At 60.2% G+C, this 19208-nt stretch carries 17 protein-coding genes; 9 read left to right on the top strand and 8 right to left on the bottom strand.

Annotated elements, in window-relative coordinates; translation table 11 throughout:
- Positions 1-38: 38 nt before the first annotated feature.
- Genes rplI through rpsF form a run of 3 tightly spaced genes read right to left on the bottom strand, consistent with a single transcriptional unit; the run spans position 39 to position 1272 of the window.
- Positions 39-671 carry a 50S ribosomal protein L9 gene (gene rplI, locus L5849_RS02365; protein WP_115416957.1) on the bottom strand — a complete coding sequence of 211 codons (633 nt, stop codon included), beginning with the start codon at positions 669-671 and terminating at the stop codon, positions 39-41.
- 11 nt (positions 672-682) lie between these two features.
- Positions 683-907 carry a 30S ribosomal protein S18 gene (rpsR, locus tag L5849_RS02360; RefSeq protein ID WP_102154155.1) on the bottom strand — a complete coding sequence of 75 codons (225 nt, stop codon included), beginning with the start codon at positions 905-907 and terminating at the stop codon, positions 683-685.
- Positions 907-1272: a 30S ribosomal protein S6 gene (gene rpsF / locus L5849_RS02355; RefSeq protein ID WP_236924208.1), complete on the bottom strand. Its 366-nt coding sequence runs from the start codon at positions 1270-1272 to the stop codon at positions 907-909. The genes rpsR and rpsF overlap by 1 nt, the downstream gene beginning before the upstream one ends.
- 204 nt (positions 1273-1476) lie before the next feature.
- Between rpsF and L5849_RS02350 the strand changes: the two genes are divergently transcribed.
- Both L5849_RS02350 and L5849_RS02345 read left to right on the top strand, forming a co-directional pair.
- Positions 1477-2427 (top strand): DUF808 domain-containing protein, encoded by a 951-nt coding sequence (locus tag L5849_RS02350; RefSeq protein ID WP_236924207.1) that lies wholly within the window; start codon positions 1477-1479, stop codon positions 2425-2427.
- On the top strand, positions 2414-3058 hold the full coding sequence (locus L5849_RS02345; protein WP_236924206.1) for a glutathione S-transferase family protein: 645 nt from the start codon (positions 2414-2416) through the stop codon (positions 3056-3058). The genes L5849_RS02350 and L5849_RS02345 overlap by 14 nt, the downstream gene beginning before the upstream one ends.
- Here the strand turns inward: L5849_RS02345 and L5849_RS02340 are convergent.
- On the bottom strand, positions 3055-4482 hold the full coding sequence (locus L5849_RS02340) for a Mur ligase family protein (RefSeq protein WP_236924205.1): 1428 nt from the start codon (positions 4480-4482) through the stop codon (positions 3055-3057). The genes L5849_RS02345 and L5849_RS02340 overlap by 4 nt on opposite strands.
- Before the next feature lie 54 nt (positions 4483-4536).
- On the opposite strand from L5849_RS02340, the gene L5849_RS02335 reads away from it, so the two are divergent.
- The 6 genes from L5849_RS02335 (at position 4537) to L5849_RS02310 (ending at position 12256) form a co-directional block, all read left to right on the top strand.
- The gene (locus L5849_RS02335) at positions 4537-5361 is read left to right on the top strand and encodes an LD-carboxypeptidase (protein WP_236924204.1); all 825 of its coding nucleotides are present in this window, start codon (positions 4537-4539) and stop codon (positions 5359-5361) included.
- A 24-nt stretch (positions 5362-5385) separates the two neighbouring features.
- Positions 5386-6324, top strand: coding sequence for an ACP S-malonyltransferase (gene fabD, locus L5849_RS02330; protein ID WP_236924203.1), 939 nt, complete (start codon positions 5386-5388; stop codon positions 6322-6324).
- Positions 6324-7076, top strand: coding sequence for a 3-oxoacyl-[acyl-carrier-protein] reductase (gene fabG, locus L5849_RS02325; protein ID WP_236924202.1), 753 nt, complete (start codon positions 6324-6326; stop codon positions 7074-7076). The genes fabD and fabG overlap by 1 nt, the downstream gene beginning before the upstream one ends.
- Before the next feature lie 317 nt (positions 7077-7393).
- Positions 7394-8518: a DNA polymerase III subunit beta gene (gene dnaN / locus L5849_RS02320; protein ID WP_115416950.1), complete on the top strand. Its 1125-nt coding sequence runs from the start codon at positions 7394-7396 to the stop codon at positions 8516-8518.
- Between the two features lie 56 nt (positions 8519-8574).
- A complete protein-coding gene (locus L5849_RS02315) occupies positions 8575-9645 on the top strand; it encodes a DUF2855 family protein (protein WP_236924201.1) in 1071 nt (356 codons plus the stop codon).
- Positions 9646-10147: 502 nt separating this feature from the next.
- Positions 10148-12256: a TonB-dependent receptor gene (locus tag L5849_RS02310; protein ID WP_236924200.1), complete on the top strand. Its 2109-nt coding sequence runs from the start codon at positions 10148-10150 to the stop codon at positions 12254-12256.
- Positions 12257-12485: 229 nt separating this feature from the next.
- On the opposite strand, the gene L5849_RS02305 is transcribed toward L5849_RS02310, so the two are convergent.
- The 4 genes from L5849_RS02305 to L5849_RS02290 all read right to left on the bottom strand — a co-directional run bounded on the left by L5849_RS02305 (position 12486) and on the right by L5849_RS02290 (position 16646).
- Positions 12486-12629 (bottom strand): hypothetical protein, encoded by a 144-nt coding sequence (locus L5849_RS02305; protein ID WP_236924199.1) that lies wholly within the window; start codon positions 12627-12629, stop codon positions 12486-12488.
- A 35-nt stretch (positions 12630-12664) separates the two neighbouring features.
- Positions 12665-13531, bottom strand: a complete 867-nt coding sequence (locus L5849_RS02300) for an alpha/beta fold hydrolase (protein WP_234041407.1) — start codon at positions 13529-13531, stop codon at positions 12665-12667.
- Positions 13532-13552: 21 nt separating this feature from the next.
- Positions 13553-15241 carry an alpha/beta hydrolase gene (locus L5849_RS02295; protein ID WP_236924198.1) on the bottom strand — a complete coding sequence of 563 codons (1689 nt, stop codon included), beginning with the start codon at positions 15239-15241 and terminating at the stop codon, positions 13553-13555.
- 94 nt (positions 15242-15335) lie between these two features.
- The gene (locus L5849_RS02290; RefSeq protein WP_236924197.1) at positions 15336-16646 is read right to left on the bottom strand and encodes an FAD-dependent oxidoreductase; all 1311 of its coding nucleotides are present in this window, start codon (positions 16644-16646) and stop codon (positions 15336-15338) included.
- Between the two features lie 184 nt (positions 16647-16830).
- Between L5849_RS02290 and L5849_RS02285 the strand changes: the two genes are divergently transcribed.
- Complete coding sequence (locus tag L5849_RS02285) at positions 16831-19050, top strand: EAL domain-containing protein (RefSeq protein WP_236924196.1); 2220 nt, start codon at positions 16831-16833, stop codon at positions 19048-19050.
- Positions 19051-19208 lie beyond the last annotated feature (158 nt).

Below are 19208 nucleotides of genomic sequence, written 5' to 3'. Positions count from 1 at the left end.
GCCGCGCCCTTTCGTATTGCTGGATGCGAAGATCGGCCTCAGGCGTTCTCTTCGTTCTCGTCCGTAGCGGTGTCGGCACCCTCTTCGAGCATGTCCTCGGGGATTTCTCCGGGCTCGAGGGTCGGGTCGATACGGGCTGCATCGGCCTGCTCTTCGATCTCGCGCTGCTCGTCTTCGAACATCTGCGCCATTACGTCGATGCCCTGGCTCTGCAATTCGGCTTCGTCGTCCGAGCGGGCGACATTGGCCTTGATCGTCACCGAGACCTCGGGATGGAGGTCGATGCGGACTTCATGCATGCCGATCGTCTTGATCGGATCACCCATGATGACCTGCTTCTTGTCGATGTCGTGGCCTTTGTCGCCGAGCGAGGCAGCGATGTCGCGCACGTTGACCGAGCCGTAGAGCTGGCCGGTGTTCGATGCGGCACGGATCAGGACGATTTCTTCGCCATTGACCTTTTCGCCAGCCTTTTCGGCTTCGGTGCGACGTTCCGCGTTTTCCTTTTCCAGGCGGTCGCGGTTCGCTTCGAAGACCTTCTTGTTGGCTTCGTTGGCGCGGAGAGCCTTCTTCTGCGGAAGCAGGAAGTTGCGGGCATAGCCGTCCTTCACAGTGACGACGTCACCGATCGAGCCGAGCTTTTCGATCCTTTGAAGGAGAATGATATCCATGGATTTTCCCCTTACTTCACGATGTACGGCAGCAGGCCGATGTGACGCGCGCGCTTGATGGCCTTGGCCAGTTCACGCTGCTTCTTCGCGCTAACGGCGGTGATGCGGCTGGGAACGATCTTACCCCGTTCGGACATGAAGCCCTGAAGGAGACGGACGTCCTTATAGTCGATCTTGGGAGCGTTCTTGGCCGAAAACGGGCAAGATTTGCGGCGGCGGAAAAACGGACGGGCCATCAGTTACGCTCCTCGCGGTCGCGGCGCTTCTTCGCATCGCGCTCGTTCTTGCGCATCATCACGCTGGGACCTTCCTCGTGCTCTTCGACACGGATGGTCATGTAGCGGATGACGTCTTCGTTGATACGGGTCTGGCGTTCTAGCTCTTCCACGACGGCGCCCGGGCCTTCGATGTTGAGCATGACGAAATGCGCCTTGCGGTTGCGGTCGATCTTGTAGGAGAGGTTCTTGAGGCCCCAGGTCTCCGTCTTGGTGACCTTGCCTTCATTCTTCTCGACAATCTCGGTGGCGGTGGCGGCGAGTTGGTCGACCTGAGCTTGGCTCAGATCCTGTCGCGCCAAGAAAACATGCTCGTAGAGAGCCATGCCCTTGTCCTTTCACTTCATGGCCGATCGCTGGCTTGTCCGCGGGATTGCGGGGCCCCTCCGGCTTTCTTCGAATCCCTCGGATGTCCAAGGGATGCGCGCACATAGCGGTATTGGCGGAGATTGCAAGGCAAGTTGGGGGCTTGGCAGCGCGGAACGGGGCGGGCAGGGGCGCATTGGGTGTGAAACGAAGGAGTGCTTCTATTGCCTGGTGGACTTGTAGCCCTGCTCGACGACGTCTCGATCATCGCCCGCGCGGCGGCGGCATCGGTAGACGACATTTCCGTTGCCGCCAGCAAGGCCGGTTCCAAAACGGCCGGTGTGGTGATCGACGATGCGGCGGTCACGCCCAGCTATGTCACGGGCCTGTCCCCGGCGCGCGAATTGCCGATCATCTGGAACATCACCAAGGGCAGCTTGAAAAACAAGCTTATCATCCTGCTGCCCGGCGCGCTGTTGCTGAGCTGGCTGCTACCGAGCGCGATCATTTTTATCCTTATGCTGGGCGGAGCCTACCTTTCTTACGAGGGCGCCGAGAAGGTGATGGAAAAGCTGGGCGGCCAGAAGCACGGCAAAACGGTCGACGACACGATCGACGATCCCGTAGCCTTCGAGAAACAGCGCATATCAGGCGCGATCCGTACCGATCTTATCCTGTCCGCCGAAATCATGGCGATCACGCTGAACGAAGTCGCCTCGGAAGACTTCATCGTTCGAGCCGGCGTGCTTGCGGTCGTCGGTATTGGTGTGACCTTCGCGGTCTACGGGGCGGTCGCCCTGATTGTGAAACTCGACGATATCGGCTTGCATCTGCGCGAGAAGGCTTCTGCTACCGCGCAGGCATTCGGAAATTTCCTCGTTAATTCGGTGCCATATCTGCTGATCTTCCTTTCGTTTATTGGAACGATTGCGATGCTGTGGGTCGGTGGCGGGATTATTCTGCACGGGACGCACGAGCTGGGCTTCGATGTCCTCTACGATATCGCCCATGGCGCTGAATATGCGGTGAAGTCTGCCACAGGCGCCATGTCGGGCTTGCTGGGCTGGCTGACATATGCTGCCTTCTCGGCGCTAGTCGGCCTTGGCCTCGGCTTCGTGATCGCGATCCTGCTGCACAAGGTTCTCAAGGTCGGCAACACGCATGGCGCACACTGACCGACCAATCCTATACACTTGCGCCGGTTCGCGCGGATTACGTGCGACCTGGGCGGCGGAGGAGGCTGGCACGGACATAGACCTCAGGCTGCTGCCGTTTCCGCCGCGCCATCAGGCGCCGGATTACCTAGAGCTAAATCCGCTCGGCACGGTCCCGATGCTCGTCCTGGGCGAGGTCTCGATGACCGAAAGCTGCGCGATCGCCCATTATCTCGCGACACTGGGGCGCAACCTCTCGCTGGTGGTCGATCCGGCAGAGGCGGACTTTCCGGCCTACCTCGATTTCACCTATCATGCCGATGCAACGATCACCTTCCCGCAGACGGTATTCATGCGTTTTGCGGTGTTCGAGAAGGACAAGGGCTGGAGCGAGGCGGGCGAGGCCTATGCCAAATGGTTCTGGAAACGTCTGGTCAAGCTCGAACGGCGGCTCGAACACCGCGAGTACCTGTGTGGAGGCCGCTTCACCGTTGCAGACATCTGTTGCGGCTACGCGCTGATCTTGGCGGGCAAGGTCGGGCTCGACGAGGGCGTGCCGCAGTCGCTCAAGGATTATCGCGATCGCCTGGTTTCGCGCGAGGGTTACAGGCGAGCGGTCGACCGCGAGGCTGCAGGTCCCGCCGCGATTTAGGCGAGCCTGCCGAATAGGTCCCGAGCGAAGGTACTTAGCGTGTCGTCGCGTGCGCCCATGATGACGATGCGATCGCCGGGGCGAGCTATGGTGGCTAGGCGGTCGCCCACCGACTTGCGGCTCGGGATGTATTCCGCATGCCCGCCAGCATCCTCGATCAGCCGGACGATCCGCTCGCTGCCTTCGCTGCGATCTACTGTGCCACCGTAATAGACTGGATCGCACAGGAAGACGCGGTCGCCGTCGGAAAGCTCCTCGGCAAAGGTCTGGGCGAGCTCGTCGCCCATCTGGCGCAGCGGCCCGTAGCCATGCGGCTGGAAGAAGGCGAGCACGCGGCCGGGGTGGGCCTTCAGCGTGCGCAGGGTCGCCGCGCACTTTTCCGGATTATGCCCGAAATCGTCGATCACCGTGATGGCTGAGACACTGGTGCCGACCACCTCGAAACGCCGCGCCAGACCTTCGAACCCGGCCAGCGCCTCGACTGCCTTTTCTACCGGGATACCGGCCGCAGCCGCACCCGCAATGGCGGCTAGCGCGTTCGACAAATTGTGTCGTCCTGGCAGCTTGAGCGTGAGAGCGTGTTCGCTGCCGTCGTGCCGATCGATCACGAGCGCCGCCTGCCGCATCGGTCCTTCCGCGATCGATCCCGGCACGATGCCGATCTGCGCCTTTTCCTGCTCGATTCCGAAAGTGATGACCTCTTTTGCACGGGGCAAAAGTGCGAGCGCTTCGGCATCGTCGGCATTGATTACGCCGATGCGGCTGCGCGCCAGATAGTCGCCGAAGAGTTGGCGCAGTTCCTCCATGCTTTTGTGATCGAGGCTGACATTGAGCAGCACGCCCACGGCAGGGCGATAAAGCGCGATCGAGCCGTCGCTTTCGTCGACTTCGCTGACATACAGGCTCCGACCGCCGACCACGGCGCTGGCATAGGGCCGCTCGGGCGAGACGAAGTTCTTCATCACCGCTCCGTTCATGATCGTCGGCTCGCGTCCGCAAGCGTGCAAAATCCAGCCTAGCATGCCGGTAACGGTGGACTTGCCACTGGTGCCCGCGACGGCAAGCCCCGCGCCGCTGGTGTTGAACAGGATCGAGTTCAGTTCGGCGCGGCTGAGCCGTAAGCAATCGAGCTCCCTCGCGCGCTGAACTTCGGGCACGGTGTCCTCGACCGCGGCGCTGGCGACGAGGATCTGCTCGCCCGAAACGATGCCGCTGCCATCTTGCGGGTGGAGCGTGAAGCCCTGCTGTTCCAGCGCGCCGAATTTCTCAGGTGTGCGGCCCTGATCGCGGCTGCGGTCCGACCCTTCGACCGTGCAGCCGCGGCCTTTCAATATCTGTGCCAGCGGCAGCATTCCCGATCCGCCGATGCCGCAAAAGAAAAACGGGCGGGCGAACAATTCGTCTGGAGTGGGCATATCGCTCATGTCGGTGCAGCTATTGAGTTGTGCCGGGCGATACAAGCGCGCTAGCAGGCGCAGATGGTCAAAATTGCGATCTGTGCCCCCGGAAAACCGCTGAAGCGCGAACGGTCCGATGCGTTGAAAGCTCTTGTGGCGCGACGCAGGGATGTCTCGCTCCACTTCCATGAGCAGTGTTTCTTGGAAGAAGGGCACTTTGCCGGTAGCGACCAGGTACGCCTGGCGGCGCTGCTGGAGTGTGCCAACGATCCCGGTTTCGACGCGGTATGGTTTGCCATGGGCGGCTATGGTTCGAACCGCATCGCCGCGCAGGCGGTGGCGCAGATGAACCGGGCCGCGCGGACCAAATCCTATCTCGGCTATTCGGACACAGGATTCCTGCTCGGCGCGCTCTATCGGCACGGGATCGGGCGTGTGGCGCATGGGCCGCTGGCGGGCGATATCCGGCGAGAGGGTGGAGCGGAAGCCATCGCGCGCTCGCTCGACTGGTTGACCGGCAAGGATAATGGTCTCGAACTCAGTCTCGACGGGCGTCCCGCCGCGGCTTTCAACCTGACCACGCTCGCCATGCTGGTCGGCACCGACCTGGCGCCGGACCTTTCCGGCCATGTGGTCATGGTCGAAGAAGTGGCCGAGCATCTTTATGCTATCGACCGCCTGTTCTTCCACGTCACTCAACACCTCCGGAATATCGCCGGACTGAGGCTCGGGCGGATCAGCGAAGTGCCGGAAAACGACCGGCCCTTCGGCAGAGACGAAGTCGCCATCGTGCGGGATTGGTGCGCGCGCAGCGGCATTCCCTACCTCGGCCGGGCCGATATCGGGCACGACGCTGCCAACAGGATTGTCCCCTTCGGGCTTGAGGCGCGCGCGGCACACGCCTAGGCGCGGCTCCGCAAGGAGAGAATAATGACTGCATTCATCTTCCCCGGACAAGGCAGCCAGAAGGTTGGCATGGGCGCTGAACTCGCCGAAGCCAGCGCATATGCTCGCGAAGTTTTCGAAGAGGTCGACGAGGCGCTCAAACAGAAACTGTCGGCCCTGATGAAGGGCGGGCCGGAGAGCGAACTGACCATGACGGCCAACGCGCAACCCGCGATCATGGCCAATTCGGTCGCCACGGCACGTGTGTTGGAAAAGGAATTCGGCCTCAGCCTGACCGACAAGGCGGACTGCGTCGCGGGCCATTCGCTCGGCGAGTACAGTGCATTATGTGCTGCCGACGCATTCTCGCTGACCGACACGGCAAAGCTGCTGCGTCTGCGCGGCATTGCAATGCAGGATGCCGTTCCGATCGGCGTCGGCGCCATGGCCGCGCTGCTGGGTGCCGATATCGACAAGGCGACCGCTCTCGCCGAAGCGGCCGCGCAAGGTCAGGTGTGTGAAGTCGCCAATGATAACGACCCGACGCAAGTCGTCATCTCGGGCCATGCCGAGGCGATCGACCGCGCGATAGAAATGGCGAAGGAGCATGGCATTAAGCGCGGCATAAAGTTGCCCGTCTCGGCCCCGTTCCACTGCTCGTTGATGGGACCGGCCGCGCTGAGGATGAAGAACGCGCTGGCCGAAACGCCGCCGCAAGCCTTCACCGTTCCGATCTTCGCCAACGTCAGCGCCGCGCGGGTGACCGATCCGGCGGAAGAACAGGGCCTGCTGGTCGAGCAGATCACCGGGCGCGTGCGGTGGCGTGAAAGCGTGCTTGCCATGGGCGAGGCAGGGGTTGAACGTTTCGTCGAGCTGGGCGGGAAAGTGCTCGGCCCGATGGTCGGTCGCATCGATAAAGAGGCGACCACCGTCAGCCTCGTCACCATGGAAGATCTCGAGAATTTCGCGAAGGAGAACGCGTGATGTTCAGTCTCGAAGGCAAAACCGCCCTCGTTACCGGTGCCAGTGGCGGGATCGGTTCGTCGATCGCCTATGCGTTGGCCAGGCAGGGCGCCCGGCTCGCATTGTCGGGTTCGAACGGCGACAAACTGCGCGCCTTCCGCGAGCAGCTCAATGACGAGTTCGGTCACGACCATGTCGAGATCACTTGCGACCTGTCGAACCCCGAGCAGGTCGAGGAACTGATCCCGGCCACGGTCGATACGCTCGGCAGCATGAATATCCTCGTCAACAATGCAGGGATCACGCGCGACAATCTCGCCATGCGGATGAAAGACGAGGAATGGGACGATGTGATCCGCATCAACCTCGAAGCCAGCTTTCGCCTGATGCGTGCCAGCGCGCGGCCGATGATGAAGGCCAGGGGCGGGCGGATCATCTCCATCACCAGCATTGTCGGCCATACAGGAAACCCCGGCCAGATGAACTACACTGCCGCCAAGGGCGGCCTCACCGCGATGTCGAAAAGCCTCGCGCAGGAGCTTGCCAGCCGCAACATCACCGTCAACTGCGTCGCCCCCGGTTTCATCCGCACCGCGATGACCGATGCGCTGACCGACGACCAGAAGGCCGCAATCAATGGACGCATTCCGATGGGCCGTATGGGCGAGGGCGAGGAAATCGGTGCTGCCGTGACCTACCTCGCCAGCGACGAAGCGGCCTATGTCACGGGCCAGACGCTACATGTGAATGGCGGCATGGCGATGATAGGGTAGGGGAAAAGCGCTCTTTGTCTCGTGCGTGGAGCGCCTCCGCGCTTCCCTCGGCAGTTCCGTCCCGCTCCCCCTCCCGATTCCCCATGGGAATATCCTCAATGCATGGTCGAGAGGGAGAGCGGGGCGGAAGTGCAAGGTCAGGACGGCTGTTCTCATCCCACTCGACAAAAACCTCCATACTTTTCCCCAAGGAATCCGCCCAGCGCGGCGCGCGGTCTTGCTCCCGATGCAACCCCCGCTAGGGTGACTGTCCGTATTCCGGCGCTGGTGGGGCGATTCCGGCCCTCTCGGTGCCCAAAAGGGATGAAAGTAGGACCATGAAGGCCACCATCGAACGCGCGACGCTGCTGCGTTGTCTCAGCCACGTGCAGTCGGTCGTAGAACGCCGCAACACGATTCCCATCCTTTCCAACGTGCTGATCGAGGCCGAGGGCGACAATTCGCTCAAGGTCATGGCGACCGATCTCGATTTGCAGGTTGTCGAACATATGGATGCCAGTGTCGACAGCGCGGGTTCGATCACAGTCTCGGCACACTTGCTGTTCGACATCGCGCGCAAGCTGCCCGAAGGGTCGCAGGTGAGCCTGGAGGCGGCCGAAAACCGTATGGCGGTAAAGGCAGGGCGAAGCCGTTTCTCGCTGCCCACGCTGCCGCGGGACGATTTTCCGGTGATCGTGGAAGGCGATCTGCCAACCAGTTTCGAGCTTCCCGCCAGGACGCTGGCCGAACTAATCGATCGCACGCGGTTCGCGATTTCCACGGAGGAGACGCGATACTATCTCAATGGTATCTTCTTCCACGTCTCGGACGAGGCCGAGCCGGTGTTGAAGGCTGCCGCGACGGATGGCCACCGCCTCGCACGCTTCACCCTGCCGCGTCCGGAGGGCGCCGAAGGCATGCCCGACGTGATCGTTCCGCGCAAAGCCGTGGCCGAATTGCGCAAGCTGCTCGAAGAAGCGATGGACGGCAACGTGCAGATCGACCTTTCGGCCAGCAAGGTCCGCTTCACTCTCGGCGGCGAAGGTGGTGTGGTGCTCACCAGCAAGCTTATCGACGGCACGTTCCCCGACTATTCGCGAGTGATCCCAACGGGTAACGACAAGCTCCTCAAGCTCGATCCAAAGAGCTTCCATGAGGGTGTCGACCGTGTGGCGACCATTGCCACCGAAAAGACCCGTGCGGTCAAGATGGGGCTCGACAAGGACAAGGTAACACTCACCGTCACTTCGCCCGATAATGGCACCGCGACCGAAGAAGTCCCCGCCGAATATGCGGCGGACGGGTTCGAGATCGGCTTCAACGCGGCCTATCTGAAGGACATCCTCGGGCAGATCGATAGCGACAATGTCGAAATACACCTGGCCGATGCTGGCGCGCCTACGCTGATCCGCAAGGATGAGAATTCGCCCGCGCTCTATGTCCTGATGCCGATGCGGGTGTAAGCGCTCGCATTGATCGATCGCTGACGCTAGCGTCTTCTTTCGAAGAGGAGATGCGAATGCAGCAGGTACATGTCCGCAAGGAGAGCATCGGGGAAGCCGAACTCGTCGAGTGCGAGCCGGGCGCGCTGGCGGAAAATGCCGTCCGGTTCGAGATCGAGAGTTTTTCGGTCACCGCCAACAATGTCACCTACGCGGTGGTCGGAGACGGATTCGGCTATTGGAATTTTTTCCCCGCACCCGACGGCATGGGCATCGTGCCCATGTGGGGGCATGCGCGCGCGATCGAGAGCAACCATCCCGATATTGCCGTGGGCGAGCGGATCTATGGCTATCTGCCTATGGCCAGCCATCTCGATGTGGTGCCGGGCAAGGTGACGGCCAGCGGGTTCGCCGATATGGCCGAACATCGCCAGCCGATGAGCCCGATCTACAATCAGTATTCGCGCCTGGCGGCCGATCCCGAGCACGATCCCGCACGCGAAGGCGAGCGGATGATCTTCGGCCCGCTGTTCAAGACCGGTTTCCTGATCGAGTATTTCCTGCGTTCCGAGCATTGGTTCGGTGCGACGCAGCTTATCCTCACCAGCGCTTCGTCCAAGACCGCCATGGGGCTAGCGAGCGTCGCCAGGCATCGTTCGCCGGATGTAAAACGTATCGGGCTGACTTCGGCAGGCAATGTCCGCTTCGTCGAGGAAAGCGGGCTTTACGATCAGGTGCTCTCCTACGAAGCGGTGGACGGCATTGTCGCCGAGCCCAGCGTATCGGTCGATTTCGCCGGCAATGCTTCGCTCCTTCGCGCCATTCACCAGCATCTCGGCTCGGTTCTGAAATATTCGTGCCTCGTCGGCGTCACGCATATCGAAGAGCGAGGCGAGGGGCTCGATGGGATTCCCGGCCCGACCCCGACACTGTTCTTCGCGCCCGACCATGCAGTGGCGCTGTTCAAGAATGTCGGCCCCGAAGAAGCGGGGCAGCAGATCGCGCAAAGCTGGCGCGCTTTCCTCGCCGATGTGGGGAACAGCGTGACGATCTCGCGCGATGCGGGTCTCGCGGCGGCGCGGGACGCCTTCGTCCAAATGGTCGGGGGCAAGGTCGATCCCGCCAGGGGCATCGTGATCGAGCCTTAGACTATTCCGATTTCAAGGGAGTTTCGGCGGCCACGTTCGTTGGTCGATGAAGCACCGCGTGTGGCAGGTGCGGCAGAGGGCGCGTCGAATGGCGGTTCTTGTGCCAGTCAGCCTTTCGGAAAGCGGCTCATCCACCGAGCGCGGTCATGCGGAATCCTATCCGATCGGTAGCGGCGACCGATCCGCTATATTCCTGTTTTACAACAACAATTCCCACATCCGCTCCTTTAGGGTACCGACACTCTTGGAGACACGCCCGAAGAGCAGGCAAACCTCTCGAGCTCCGTGACCGCAAATTCCAGCCTGGCGATGCGCGAACGGGTCAAAATCCATCTCCTCTCTCCCTTGCAGCCGGAATTCGGGTTGGTTCCAAACAAAACCGAGGGGTGACCATCGCCCCTGCGTAGAGCGTGATGTCGGTAGGGCGCTCGGCTCTGGGCGAAAGACCACCGGCCAACGATCGCGCCGCAATCGGTGGCGCTATACGTACAGGGAGTGATAAATGAGATTTAAGGCGAACCCCTATCGCAGCGGTCTGCTGGCAGGTTCTACCGGCCTTGCAATACTGGTTGCAACTCCAGCTATGGGGCAGGAGAACACGCCGGCGGAAGGCATTAACGTGATTGTCGTGACCGCTGAGAAAAGGGAGAAGGATCTCCAAGACGTTCCAATAGCAATCACTGCGATGAGTGGTGAAACGCTGACCGCGAACGGGATTTCGAACGTCGAAGATCTGCAATTTTTCGTGCCGGGGCTGACCGTTACAAACGACTCCATGGCCATTATAAACATTCGCGGTATCGGCACATCGGCGTTCGGAGTTGCTACCGACCCAAGTACAACGGTCCACTATGATGGCGTATACATTTCGCGTCCGACAACAAGTTATCAGGATATGTTCGATGTCGAGCGTGTCGAGGTTTTGCGCGGACCTCAGGGTGTGTTGTTCGGCCGCAACTCCGCCGGGGGGACGTTAAATATCATCTCCAAAATGCCCACTGATGAGCTTACCGGGACTATCGGTGTGACCCTTGGAAATTTGGGGAAGCGAAACTTCAGCGGAACTATTTCGGGGGCTGTCGCGGACGGTGCCAGAGCCCGCCTGACCTTAGTGAAGAACGATAGGAACGGGGTCTATCGCGACGTAAATTTCGATCGTCGCTATCAAGACGAAAACAATCTCGCGGGACGATTTACCCTGGCGGTCGACGCAACCGATCGGCTCGAAATCGTGCTTCGCGCGGACGCAAGCCGCGATCGTGAGACGGGCTATCCTGCCATTCGGGAAACCTATCCAGCCTCTCTTGTTGCTGCAGGTGCAACCGTTCCATCCCGGCCCAATGAAATAGCTCTGGATGCGGTCCCTCGCTACGATATCGACGCATGGGGGGTGTCTTCCACTATCCGATATGATGCAGGGCCTGTCGAATTGAAGTCCATTACTGCATTTCGATCCAGCGATGTCGACCAGACACTCGACGTGGATGCGACAGATATCTTTCTGCGAAATATCGAGTTTTCTGAATCATCGAAATCTTTCACTCAGGAATTTCAGATCTTAAGCACAACGCCTTCCCGTCTGACCTGGATATTGGGCGCCTTCTACCTCAGGGAAGATGGCGAGGACGAGATACAGATATTGGAGCCCAATCGCGCGCTGGCGATACCGGAATCGAACACGACCAATGCTTTCGCACTGTTTGGTCAAGCGAGCTATGAATTTACGGACAGCCTGCGTTTTACGACCGGTTTGCGATATAGCTATGAGAAGAAGGACTTTGGATATCGCATCTTCTCAAACAAGGAAGAGGTAGATAGCGGCTCGCCTACAGCGTCTTGGTCTGCGTGGACGCCAAAATTCGGTGTGGAACTGGATTTGAGCGAGGACATCCTAGCCTATGCCTCCGCAACCCGCGGATTCAAGTCGGGAGGTTTTCAATTAGGCGATGCGAAACCATTTCTTCCGGAATATCTTTGGAGCTACGAAGTAGGTTTGAAAACGACGCTGTTCGATCGGAGGCTTCAAGCCAATTTCTCGTCGTTCTACTATGATTATTCAAATCTGCAGGTTGTTCAGTACATTAATGGCGTCGCGAGTACGACCAATGCAGGCAGAGCAACGATCAAGGGTGTAGAGGCGGAATTTCAAGCGAAGCCCACCAGAAACCTCTCGCTCACCTCTACCATTTCCTGGCTCGATGCCCGCTATGATGTATACTTCGACGATCAAGTGAGTCTGGAAGGCAACCGTTTGCCGAATGCTCCGAAATGGAATGCGACATTTGGTGCTGAATATCGAGCGCCACTCGGTTCTGCCGGGTTTCTCACACTACGTGGCGACGTAGCGCGGAGAGGTACGGCCTATTTCAAGCCCAGCAATGATCCACGCTATGCAAGTTCACCGACGACGCTGGTGAATGGGCGGATATCTTGGGAGCCGTCGGGCGGGCAGTGGGAGGTTGCGCTCTACGGACGGAATCTGACCGACGAACGCTACGCCACTTACAAGACATTCGGCACCGATGCTTCGGGAGTCTCCAATCCCGACCTGCCGTTGACGGTTTATGGAGAACCACGCCAGTATGGTGTTCAGCTCAGGCGCTTTTTCTGATTTTTGAAGAGTAGGCTGGGGGATCTCGATCAAGGAGCTCCATCCTGAGCGGGACAAGGCGCATAACCGCCTTGTCGACGTGTTTCGAAGGGCGAGTGGGTATAGGGTATGCCCGCTCGCCTTTCCAATGGCTTGCGTGATCCATCAGAGCGCGTCGAGAACGCGCTGACCGGCAAGTCGGCCGCGATGATGTCGCGCACGAAATGGGGCGCGAAGACGTAGATGACGATCAGGATATGATCGGGCTTGCGTAGCCATTCCAAGGCCGCCCAGGGACGGAACCCGTCTCGCCCGGTGCGTCGCCTTCGCCAATGGTCTGGCGCGTCGGTTGAATGGCCAGCGCATTGGCTGCAAGTGCGGGATCGGCAACCATCTTTCCAGTCTTACAAATCCCTTGGCCTCGTCCGCTCAGGCGGCCCGGGCAAGCTCCGCTTCGGTGGCCGGGGCATCGAGGAAGGTGCGTAATCTGGCGACGCTTTCATCCGCATGGGTCAGCAGGAACAAATGCCCGCCACCCTCGATCACTTCGAGCCGAGCGTTGCGGATGGCCGAGGCGAGAATTCGTCCGTTGATGAGGGGAACGATCTGATCGTCGTCACCCATCATGACGAGGACCTCCTTGCTCATGAAGGGAAGGGCGGGAAGGCTGGTCCAGCCGATCATGGCGAGCAACTGATAGAAATATCCGCGTGGGGACGGCGGTTTGAGGCGCCCGATATGGCTATCTTTCTGATGCGCCTGCCCGTCGGGATCGATTCCGCCGTAAAGTGTCTGGAAATGTTCGTTCATGAACTTGGGATCGATATAGCGGCGCGGGTTCGCCATCTTGGTAAGGGCGGCCGGGTTCCCCGGCACCATCAGCATGCCTGCCGTCGTTGCCACCAACACCAGTCGGCGGGTTCGCTTTGGATACTGCAGGGCAAAATGCTGCGCCATCGCACCGCCCCAGGACACGCCCATCACATCGACTTCGCCGAGTCCCAACTGGTCGAGGATCAGATTTGCGGTCCAGCTCATGGTGAAGGGGTTGTAGGGCAGGGTTGGATCGGGGCTTTCGCCCGTGCCCGGCATGTCGAACATCACGAAGGGGCGTTCGGCGAGCATTTCGGCAAGCGGAGCAACCGCCTCGATATTCGCACCGATACCGTTGAAGAACAGGATCGGTGGGTGCTCGGACGCTTCACCCAGCCGCCAATGCGCGACCCTTAGCGTCCGCCCGCCCGCCTCCATCATTTCGATGGTTGCGGTCATGGGTTCGTCTTTCGATGCCGTCACGCGGGCTCCTTCGCAAAAGGGTTAACAGGGTTCCATAACGTAGAGACCGGGGGCCGGGTCCAGCGGGGTATAGTTTTTGTTCCCCAGCTTTGCGGGGGCTTTCTTCTTCTTGCCGGCTCGCGCCTGGAGCCATCCCATCCAGTAGGGCCACCAGCTCCCGGCAACTTCCTCAGCACCCTTCAGCCATTCGTCGGCCGTTTTCGGCAGCGTGTTATTGCCGTCCTTGTGGACATAATACTTTGCTTTCGGATTGCCCGGCGGGTTGAGGATCGCTTGCATATGGCCCGAATGCGAGAGGACATAGGTTACATCTTTCGATCCGAACAACCGGGTCGAACGGTAGGTGGCCTTCCACGGCGTGATATGGTCGGTCACCCCGCCGAGGATGAAAAGATCGCTGGTCACTTTGGACAGATCGATCTTGTGATCGACCATCTCGACCTCGCCCTTCTTGGTGAAGGCAAGCGTTTCGAAGATTGTCAGAAAATCGCCCATCAGACTGGCTGAAAGGTTGGTCGCATCCGCGTTCCAGAACAGCACGTCGAAAGCCGGCGGGTCCTGGCCGAGCAGGTAATTGTTGATGACGTAGTTCCAGATGAGATCGTTCGGCCGCAGCCAGGCGAAACCGCGCGCGAGGTCGTCGCCCTTGATGACGCCCTTTTTCGCCGCGCGGCGCTTGGCCAGCGCCAGACCGTTCTCGCTGACCAGCGAGCCCGCCTCGATATCGTTCTGCTTGGGATGAAGCACGCAGACCATCAGCGTCAGCGCGCCGAGCAGATCGTCCTTGTCCGAAGCCATCTTGCTCGCCAGCATCGAGGCGGTCTGGCCGCCCGAACAACCGGCCGAGACATTGACCTTCTTGCTGCCGGTGATTTTGCTCACCGCCTCCATCGCCTCGCGGCAGGAACGGACATAATCGGCCATGTCCCACACGCCCTGTTCCTTGCTCGGATTCTTCCAGCTGATGACGAAGGTCTGGATACCGTTATCGAGCTGGTACTTTACAACCGACTTCTCGGGCGAGAGGTCGTTGATGTACATCTTGTTGATCTGCGGCGGGATGGTCAGTTGCGGGATCTCGTAGACTTCGTCGGTGGTCGGGGCGTATTGGATCAGTTCCATCATCTCGGTGCGCAGGACCACCGAGCCTTTCGAAGTCGCGATATTCTCGCCCAGTTTGAAGGGCTTCTTGTCAACCTGGCTGACCATGCCCTTGTTGTTGACCATATCGTCATAGGCGTTCTTGAGGCCCTTGATCAGGCTCAAACCGCCACTGGTGATCGCCATCTTCTGCGCGCTGGGATTGCCGATCAACGTGTTTGTGGGGGCCAGCCCGTCAATGACGATGTTCGAGATGAAGCGCGCCCGGTCCTTCTCGAGCTCGTCCAGCTCGAGGTCTTCCAGCCAGTGTGCCGCTCCTTTCTGGACGGCCAGATAGTACTGCATGCCCGCACGCATGAAGGGGTTGTATTGCCAGGCCGGGTCCTGGAAACGCTTATCCTTGGGGTGAGGCGCCAGATCGCTCTGGCCGGTCATGATCTTGATCATGTCCTCGCCCATCGCTTGGCCGTGTTTCATGAGGCGTTGCGGGTCGGAAGCCGTTTCGCGCAACATGACTGCGACGGCGCCGAAGATATCCTCTCGCGTCAACCCCACCAGGGGGCCGAGGGCGCTGGTGTGTTGTGCAGCTTCGTCTTCGAGTCTGGCCATGTTGAAGGATCTCCCCGGTATTCACTTTGCTTCTTTTCTAGTGCGAGCCTTAGAACGGTTCGCGCGGCGCGGCCGTTCCAGATGTTGGCGCGGCCTATGCGCCACGAGCGGCAATCATGCTGTCGATATCGACGAACTTTTCTCTCGGTGCCCCTTTGCGTGCGGCAGCGATCTCGGCCTCTTCGATCTTCTGCCAGTCCCGGAAGGTGACGATTTCCAGACCTCGCGTTTGGGCCAGTTCGTCGAAGCCTTCGCGGCCGCGCTTGCGCGATCCCCCACCGATGTCCTGGTCGACGATATCGATGACCGAATAGCCATCGGGGCGATTGGTACCGATCGTGCCGCTCGGGCCGCGTTTGGCCCAGCCCACGCAATAGAGACCGGGCAGAATGCGCCCTTCGTCATTGGCGAAGCAACCCGCGCGCTCGTCGAAAGGGACTCCCTTGAGCGGAGAAGTCCGGTAGCCGATGCAAGTAACGACCAGATCGGCCGGAACGCTATAGGTTTCCCCTGTTCCGACCGCGCGTCCGGCTTCGACCTTGGTCCGTTCGACCTCGACGCCGGCTACCTTTCCGCCTTCGCTCACGATCGCTTTCGGATTGGCGAAGAAATCGAATTCGATGGCGATGGGTTTCTCCCCATGGATGTTCTCGGGGATCGCGGCGAAATCGCGCAGGAGCGTGACCGACTTGCGCACACCGGGTTCCAGAAACGCATCATCTTCCAGCGGGGGTAGATCGGCATTATCGACATGCGGGCTTGCTCGGTCGAGATGCAGGAGCTCGCCCAGTTCCTTCGGCGTCATCATGATCTGGTGCGGTCCGCGGCGGCCGAGGATGGAAATCGTCTCGATATTGCTCTCGCGCAGGGCTTCGAGCGCGTGCGCAACGATGTCGGAACCGGCGAATTCGTGCTGCGATTTGGACAGGATGCGCGCGACATCGAGTGCGACATTCCCCATGCCCACCACCACTGCATGTTTGCCCGAAAGGTCCGGATCCAGCTGGGCGAATTCCGGATGACCATTGTACCATCCGACGAAGGCTGCGCTGCCGATGACGTTGCGGCTTCCCGCTCCATCGATGTCGAGCTGTCGATCTCTGGGGGCGCCGGTGGCAAGCACGACCGCATCGTAGAGCGAGGTTAGCTCTTCCACAGTGATGTCTTCGCCCACCGTGACGTTACCCGCAAAGCGGACCGTATCGCCAATCGCGGTCTTCTCGTAGCGTCGTGAAACCGCCTTGATCGATTGGTGATCGGGAGCAACGCCCGTGCGAATCAGGCCGAAAGGCACCGGTAGCTTGTCGTAGACATCGATAAGAGCATCCTCGCCCCATTTCTTAACCGCCGCTTCCGCCGTGTAATAGCCCGCCGGACCAGAGCCCACGATCGCGATGTGCCGCATGTCTCTCTCCCACAAGACAGACGATCCATGCACATCTCCCGCACCGCTGGCAAGCGACCGTGCCGCGCGGAAGATACTTTGCGGTCATGGTTATCCCTTTGGCAAGGATTTGTCCCTACCTCGGTCAACCGTTGAAGGGCGTAGGGCATGAGAGTCAGGTAAGCCCATTGGGAGCTCGATAGGAATGGCTGGGTTCTTCTCGCGGTCCCCGCGGACAAATGCGGAAGATGACGGGACCTCGGGGGATGAACCGCTGCGTCCCATCGATGCTTCCGACGCAGCCCGCCGGGTCGAATTACTGGATAGTTTCGAGGCCGCCGGGCTGGGCTGGTTCTGGGCCACCGACGCAAAGGGTAGGCTGATCTATCTTTCCGAAAACGCGGCCCACACACTGGGCTGGACGCATGGGGAAGCGATCGGCAAGCCGCTTGGCGAACTGTTTATTCCTGAACCGCTAGATGCTTCCGAAACGGCAGGGCGTCCGCTCGCCTTCTTGCTCAGCGCCCGCCATTCCATCAGTCAGCTCAACGTGCGCCTCGCGGTCGAAGACCAGGAGGTCTGGTGGGAAATCGCGGGCAAGCCGCAGTTCGACGACAAGCAGCGCTTTACTGGATATCGTGGCAGCGCAAAGGATGTCACGGCGATCCGCGAAAGCCAGCAGGATGCCGAGCGGTTGGCGCAGTACGATTCGCTGACAGGTCTGGCCAACCGCCACCGCATGACCGAGCGATTGACTTCGATTCTCAAGGCCTATCGCAATTCCAAGCGCGCCTGCGCGCTGATGATGCTCGACCTGGACCGATTCAAGCAGGTCAACGATACGCTGGGGCATTCGGCCGGGGACGAACTGCTCAAGCAGGTAGCCGGACGTCTTAGCCGCATCGTCGGCGATAAAGGCGAAATCGGGCGTCTGGGGGATGATGAATTCCAGATCGTGCTCCCCGATATCGATGATCGCGGTGTTCTGGGTGAGCTTGGCCAACGCCTGATCCAGATGATTTCTCAGCCCTATTCGATCAATGGCGCCCGCGCGATCATCGGCACGTCGATTGGTGTCGCCGTCGCGCCGTATGACGGTCTGGATACGGAGGAGCTGGTCAAGGCGGCGGATCTTGCGCTTCATGCGGCAAAGGGTGGGGGCAGTGGGCAGTACCGCTTTTATTCGAGCGATCTCCAAGACGGGGCCAAGTATCGCCGGCAGATCGAAGACGATCTGCGCGATGCGGTCGAAAGTGGCCGGATTTCGATGCATTACCAGCCAGTCGTCTGCACTCGAACGCACAGGGTCAAATGCTGTGAAGCATTAATGCGCTGGGATCATCCGGATCGTGGGCCGATCTCTCCCAACGTCTTCATCCCGGTGGCCGAGGAAACCGGCATCATCAGGAAAATGGGCGAATGGGCGCTGAACGAGGTTTGCCATCAAGCCAAAGCGTGGCCGCTGGATCTGCCGGTCGCGATCAATATTTCGGCTGTGCAATTCGCACATGACGACTTTCCGCAGGTGGTGCAGGCCGCGCTGTCCCAGAGCGGACTCGACCCTGAACGCCTCGAGCTCGAAATCACAGAAAGCGTGTTTCTCGGCGACGCGGGGCGCGCACAGCGCCTTTTCGGGGAACTGAAAGAAATCGGGGTGAAGCTGGCGTTGGACGATTTCGGAACGGGCTACAGCTCTCTCAGCTATTTGCGGACGGCCCCCTTTGACAAGATCAAGATCGACCAGAGCTTCGTTCGCGGGGCAACCGAAGCTGAGAATAACAACGCCGCGATCCTGAGTGCCATCGTGGGTCTTGCCGATGCTCTAGATATGGAAACGGTGGCCGAAGGAGTCGAAGCAAGGGACGAACTGGATCTCGTTACCGAACGCGGTGCGACGCTGGTCCAGGGATATATTTTCTCCCGGCCAATGCCTAACGACGAGTTCATCGAGGACCTCCAGCGGAGCGAGCCGACATACGAGCCGCGCGGGCCAGCGAAATACCGCGCCGACCGCAAGTCGGTGTTCCGTCGTATCGGTCTGATCCACGAGGACAGCCGCTATAAGGTGGTGATGCGCAACCTGTCGAAGACCGGTGCGATGATCGAGGGGCTGCTCGAAGTGCCCCTGGGTACCGAAGTTGTGCTGGACCTTGGCGGCGGCCAGCTTGTCGTTGCCACGGTGCGTCGTTCGAAGGGGTCGGTTCAGGGCGTGGAATTCGAAACATCGCTGATCAGCGACGGTGCCGAGGGCCTGTGCACGCGTCACCGGGTCTCCCCCTATCAGATCGAGGCCGCGGGACGTCCACTCGCGGCTCTTCCGCACGATCCCTATGCGCTGATAATGTCCGAGCGCCTGAATTCCGGGGCTCGAAAGAAATTCGTAGAGGTCGAGGTGGGCAATCCCAAGCCTGGCACGGGCTACTGATCGCTATTCCGGCGCGCCAGATTTAGGCTGACCATCCCGGCAAGGGTGGGAGGGGCCCGATCGACTCTGATGATGCGGCTGCGCGATCGGTTTCTGGACGTACAGTGCGCGAAAGGCCCGGCGCGCTTTGCTAGCTGACAGGCGGTTTGAGTGCGGCT

This window comes from Erythrobacter sp. SN021 (assembly GCF_021864455.1).
The sequence above is the reverse complement of the archived record's forward strand: the minus strand, read 5'-3'. Positions and strand labels throughout refer to the sequence as shown.

Bases quoted from the DNA above. Each gene is read 5' to 3' on its own strand.
- rplI (WP_115416957.1), bottom strand. From the start codon at position 671: ATGGATATCATTCTCCTTCAAAGGATCGAAAAGCTCGGCTCGATCGGT.
- rpsR (WP_102154155.1), bottom strand. From the start codon at position 907: ATGGCCCGTCCGTTTTTCCGCCGCCGCAAATCTTGCCCGTTTTCGGCC.
- rpsF (WP_236924208.1), bottom strand. From the start codon at position 1,272: ATGGCTCTCTACGAGCATGTTTTCTTGGCGCGACAGGATCTGAGCCAA.
- L5849_RS02345 (WP_236924206.1), top strand. From the start codon at position 2,414: ATGGCGCACACTGACCGACCAATCCTATACACTTGCGCCGGTTCGCGC.
- L5849_RS02340 (WP_236924205.1), bottom strand. From the start codon at position 4,482: ATGAGCGATATGCCCACTCCAGACGAATTGTTCGCCCGCCCGTTTTTC.
- L5849_RS02335 (WP_236924204.1), top strand. From the start codon at position 4,537: ATGGTCAAAATTGCGATCTGTGCCCCCGGAAAACCGCTGAAGCGCGAA.
- fabD (WP_236924203.1), top strand. From the start codon at position 5,386: ATGACTGCATTCATCTTCCCCGGACAAGGCAGCCAGAAGGTTGGCATG.
- fabG (WP_236924202.1), top strand. From the start codon at position 6,324: ATGTTCAGTCTCGAAGGCAAAACCGCCCTCGTTACCGGTGCCAGTGGC.
- dnaN (WP_115416950.1), top strand. From the start codon at position 7,394: ATGAAGGCCACCATCGAACGCGCGACGCTGCTGCGTTGTCTCAGCCAC.
- L5849_RS02315 (WP_236924201.1), top strand. From the start codon at position 8,575: ATGCAGCAGGTACATGTCCGCAAGGAGAGCATCGGGGAAGCCGAACTC.
- L5849_RS02310 (WP_236924200.1), top strand. From the start codon at position 10,148: ATGAGATTTAAGGCGAACCCCTATCGCAGCGGTCTGCTGGCAGGTTCT.
- L5849_RS02305 (WP_236924199.1), bottom strand. From the start codon at position 12,629: ATGGTTGCCGATCCCGCACTTGCAGCCAATGCGCTGGCCATTCAACCG.
- L5849_RS02295 (WP_236924198.1), bottom strand. From the start codon at position 15,241: ATGGCCAGACTCGAAGACGAAGCTGCACAACACACCAGCGCCCTCGGC.
- L5849_RS02290 (WP_236924197.1), bottom strand. From the start codon at position 16,646: ATGCGGCACATCGCGATCGTGGGCTCTGGTCCGGCGGGCTATTACACG.
- L5849_RS02285 (WP_236924196.1), top strand. From the start codon at position 16,831: ATGGCTGGGTTCTTCTCGCGGTCCCCGCGGACAAATGCGGAAGATGAC.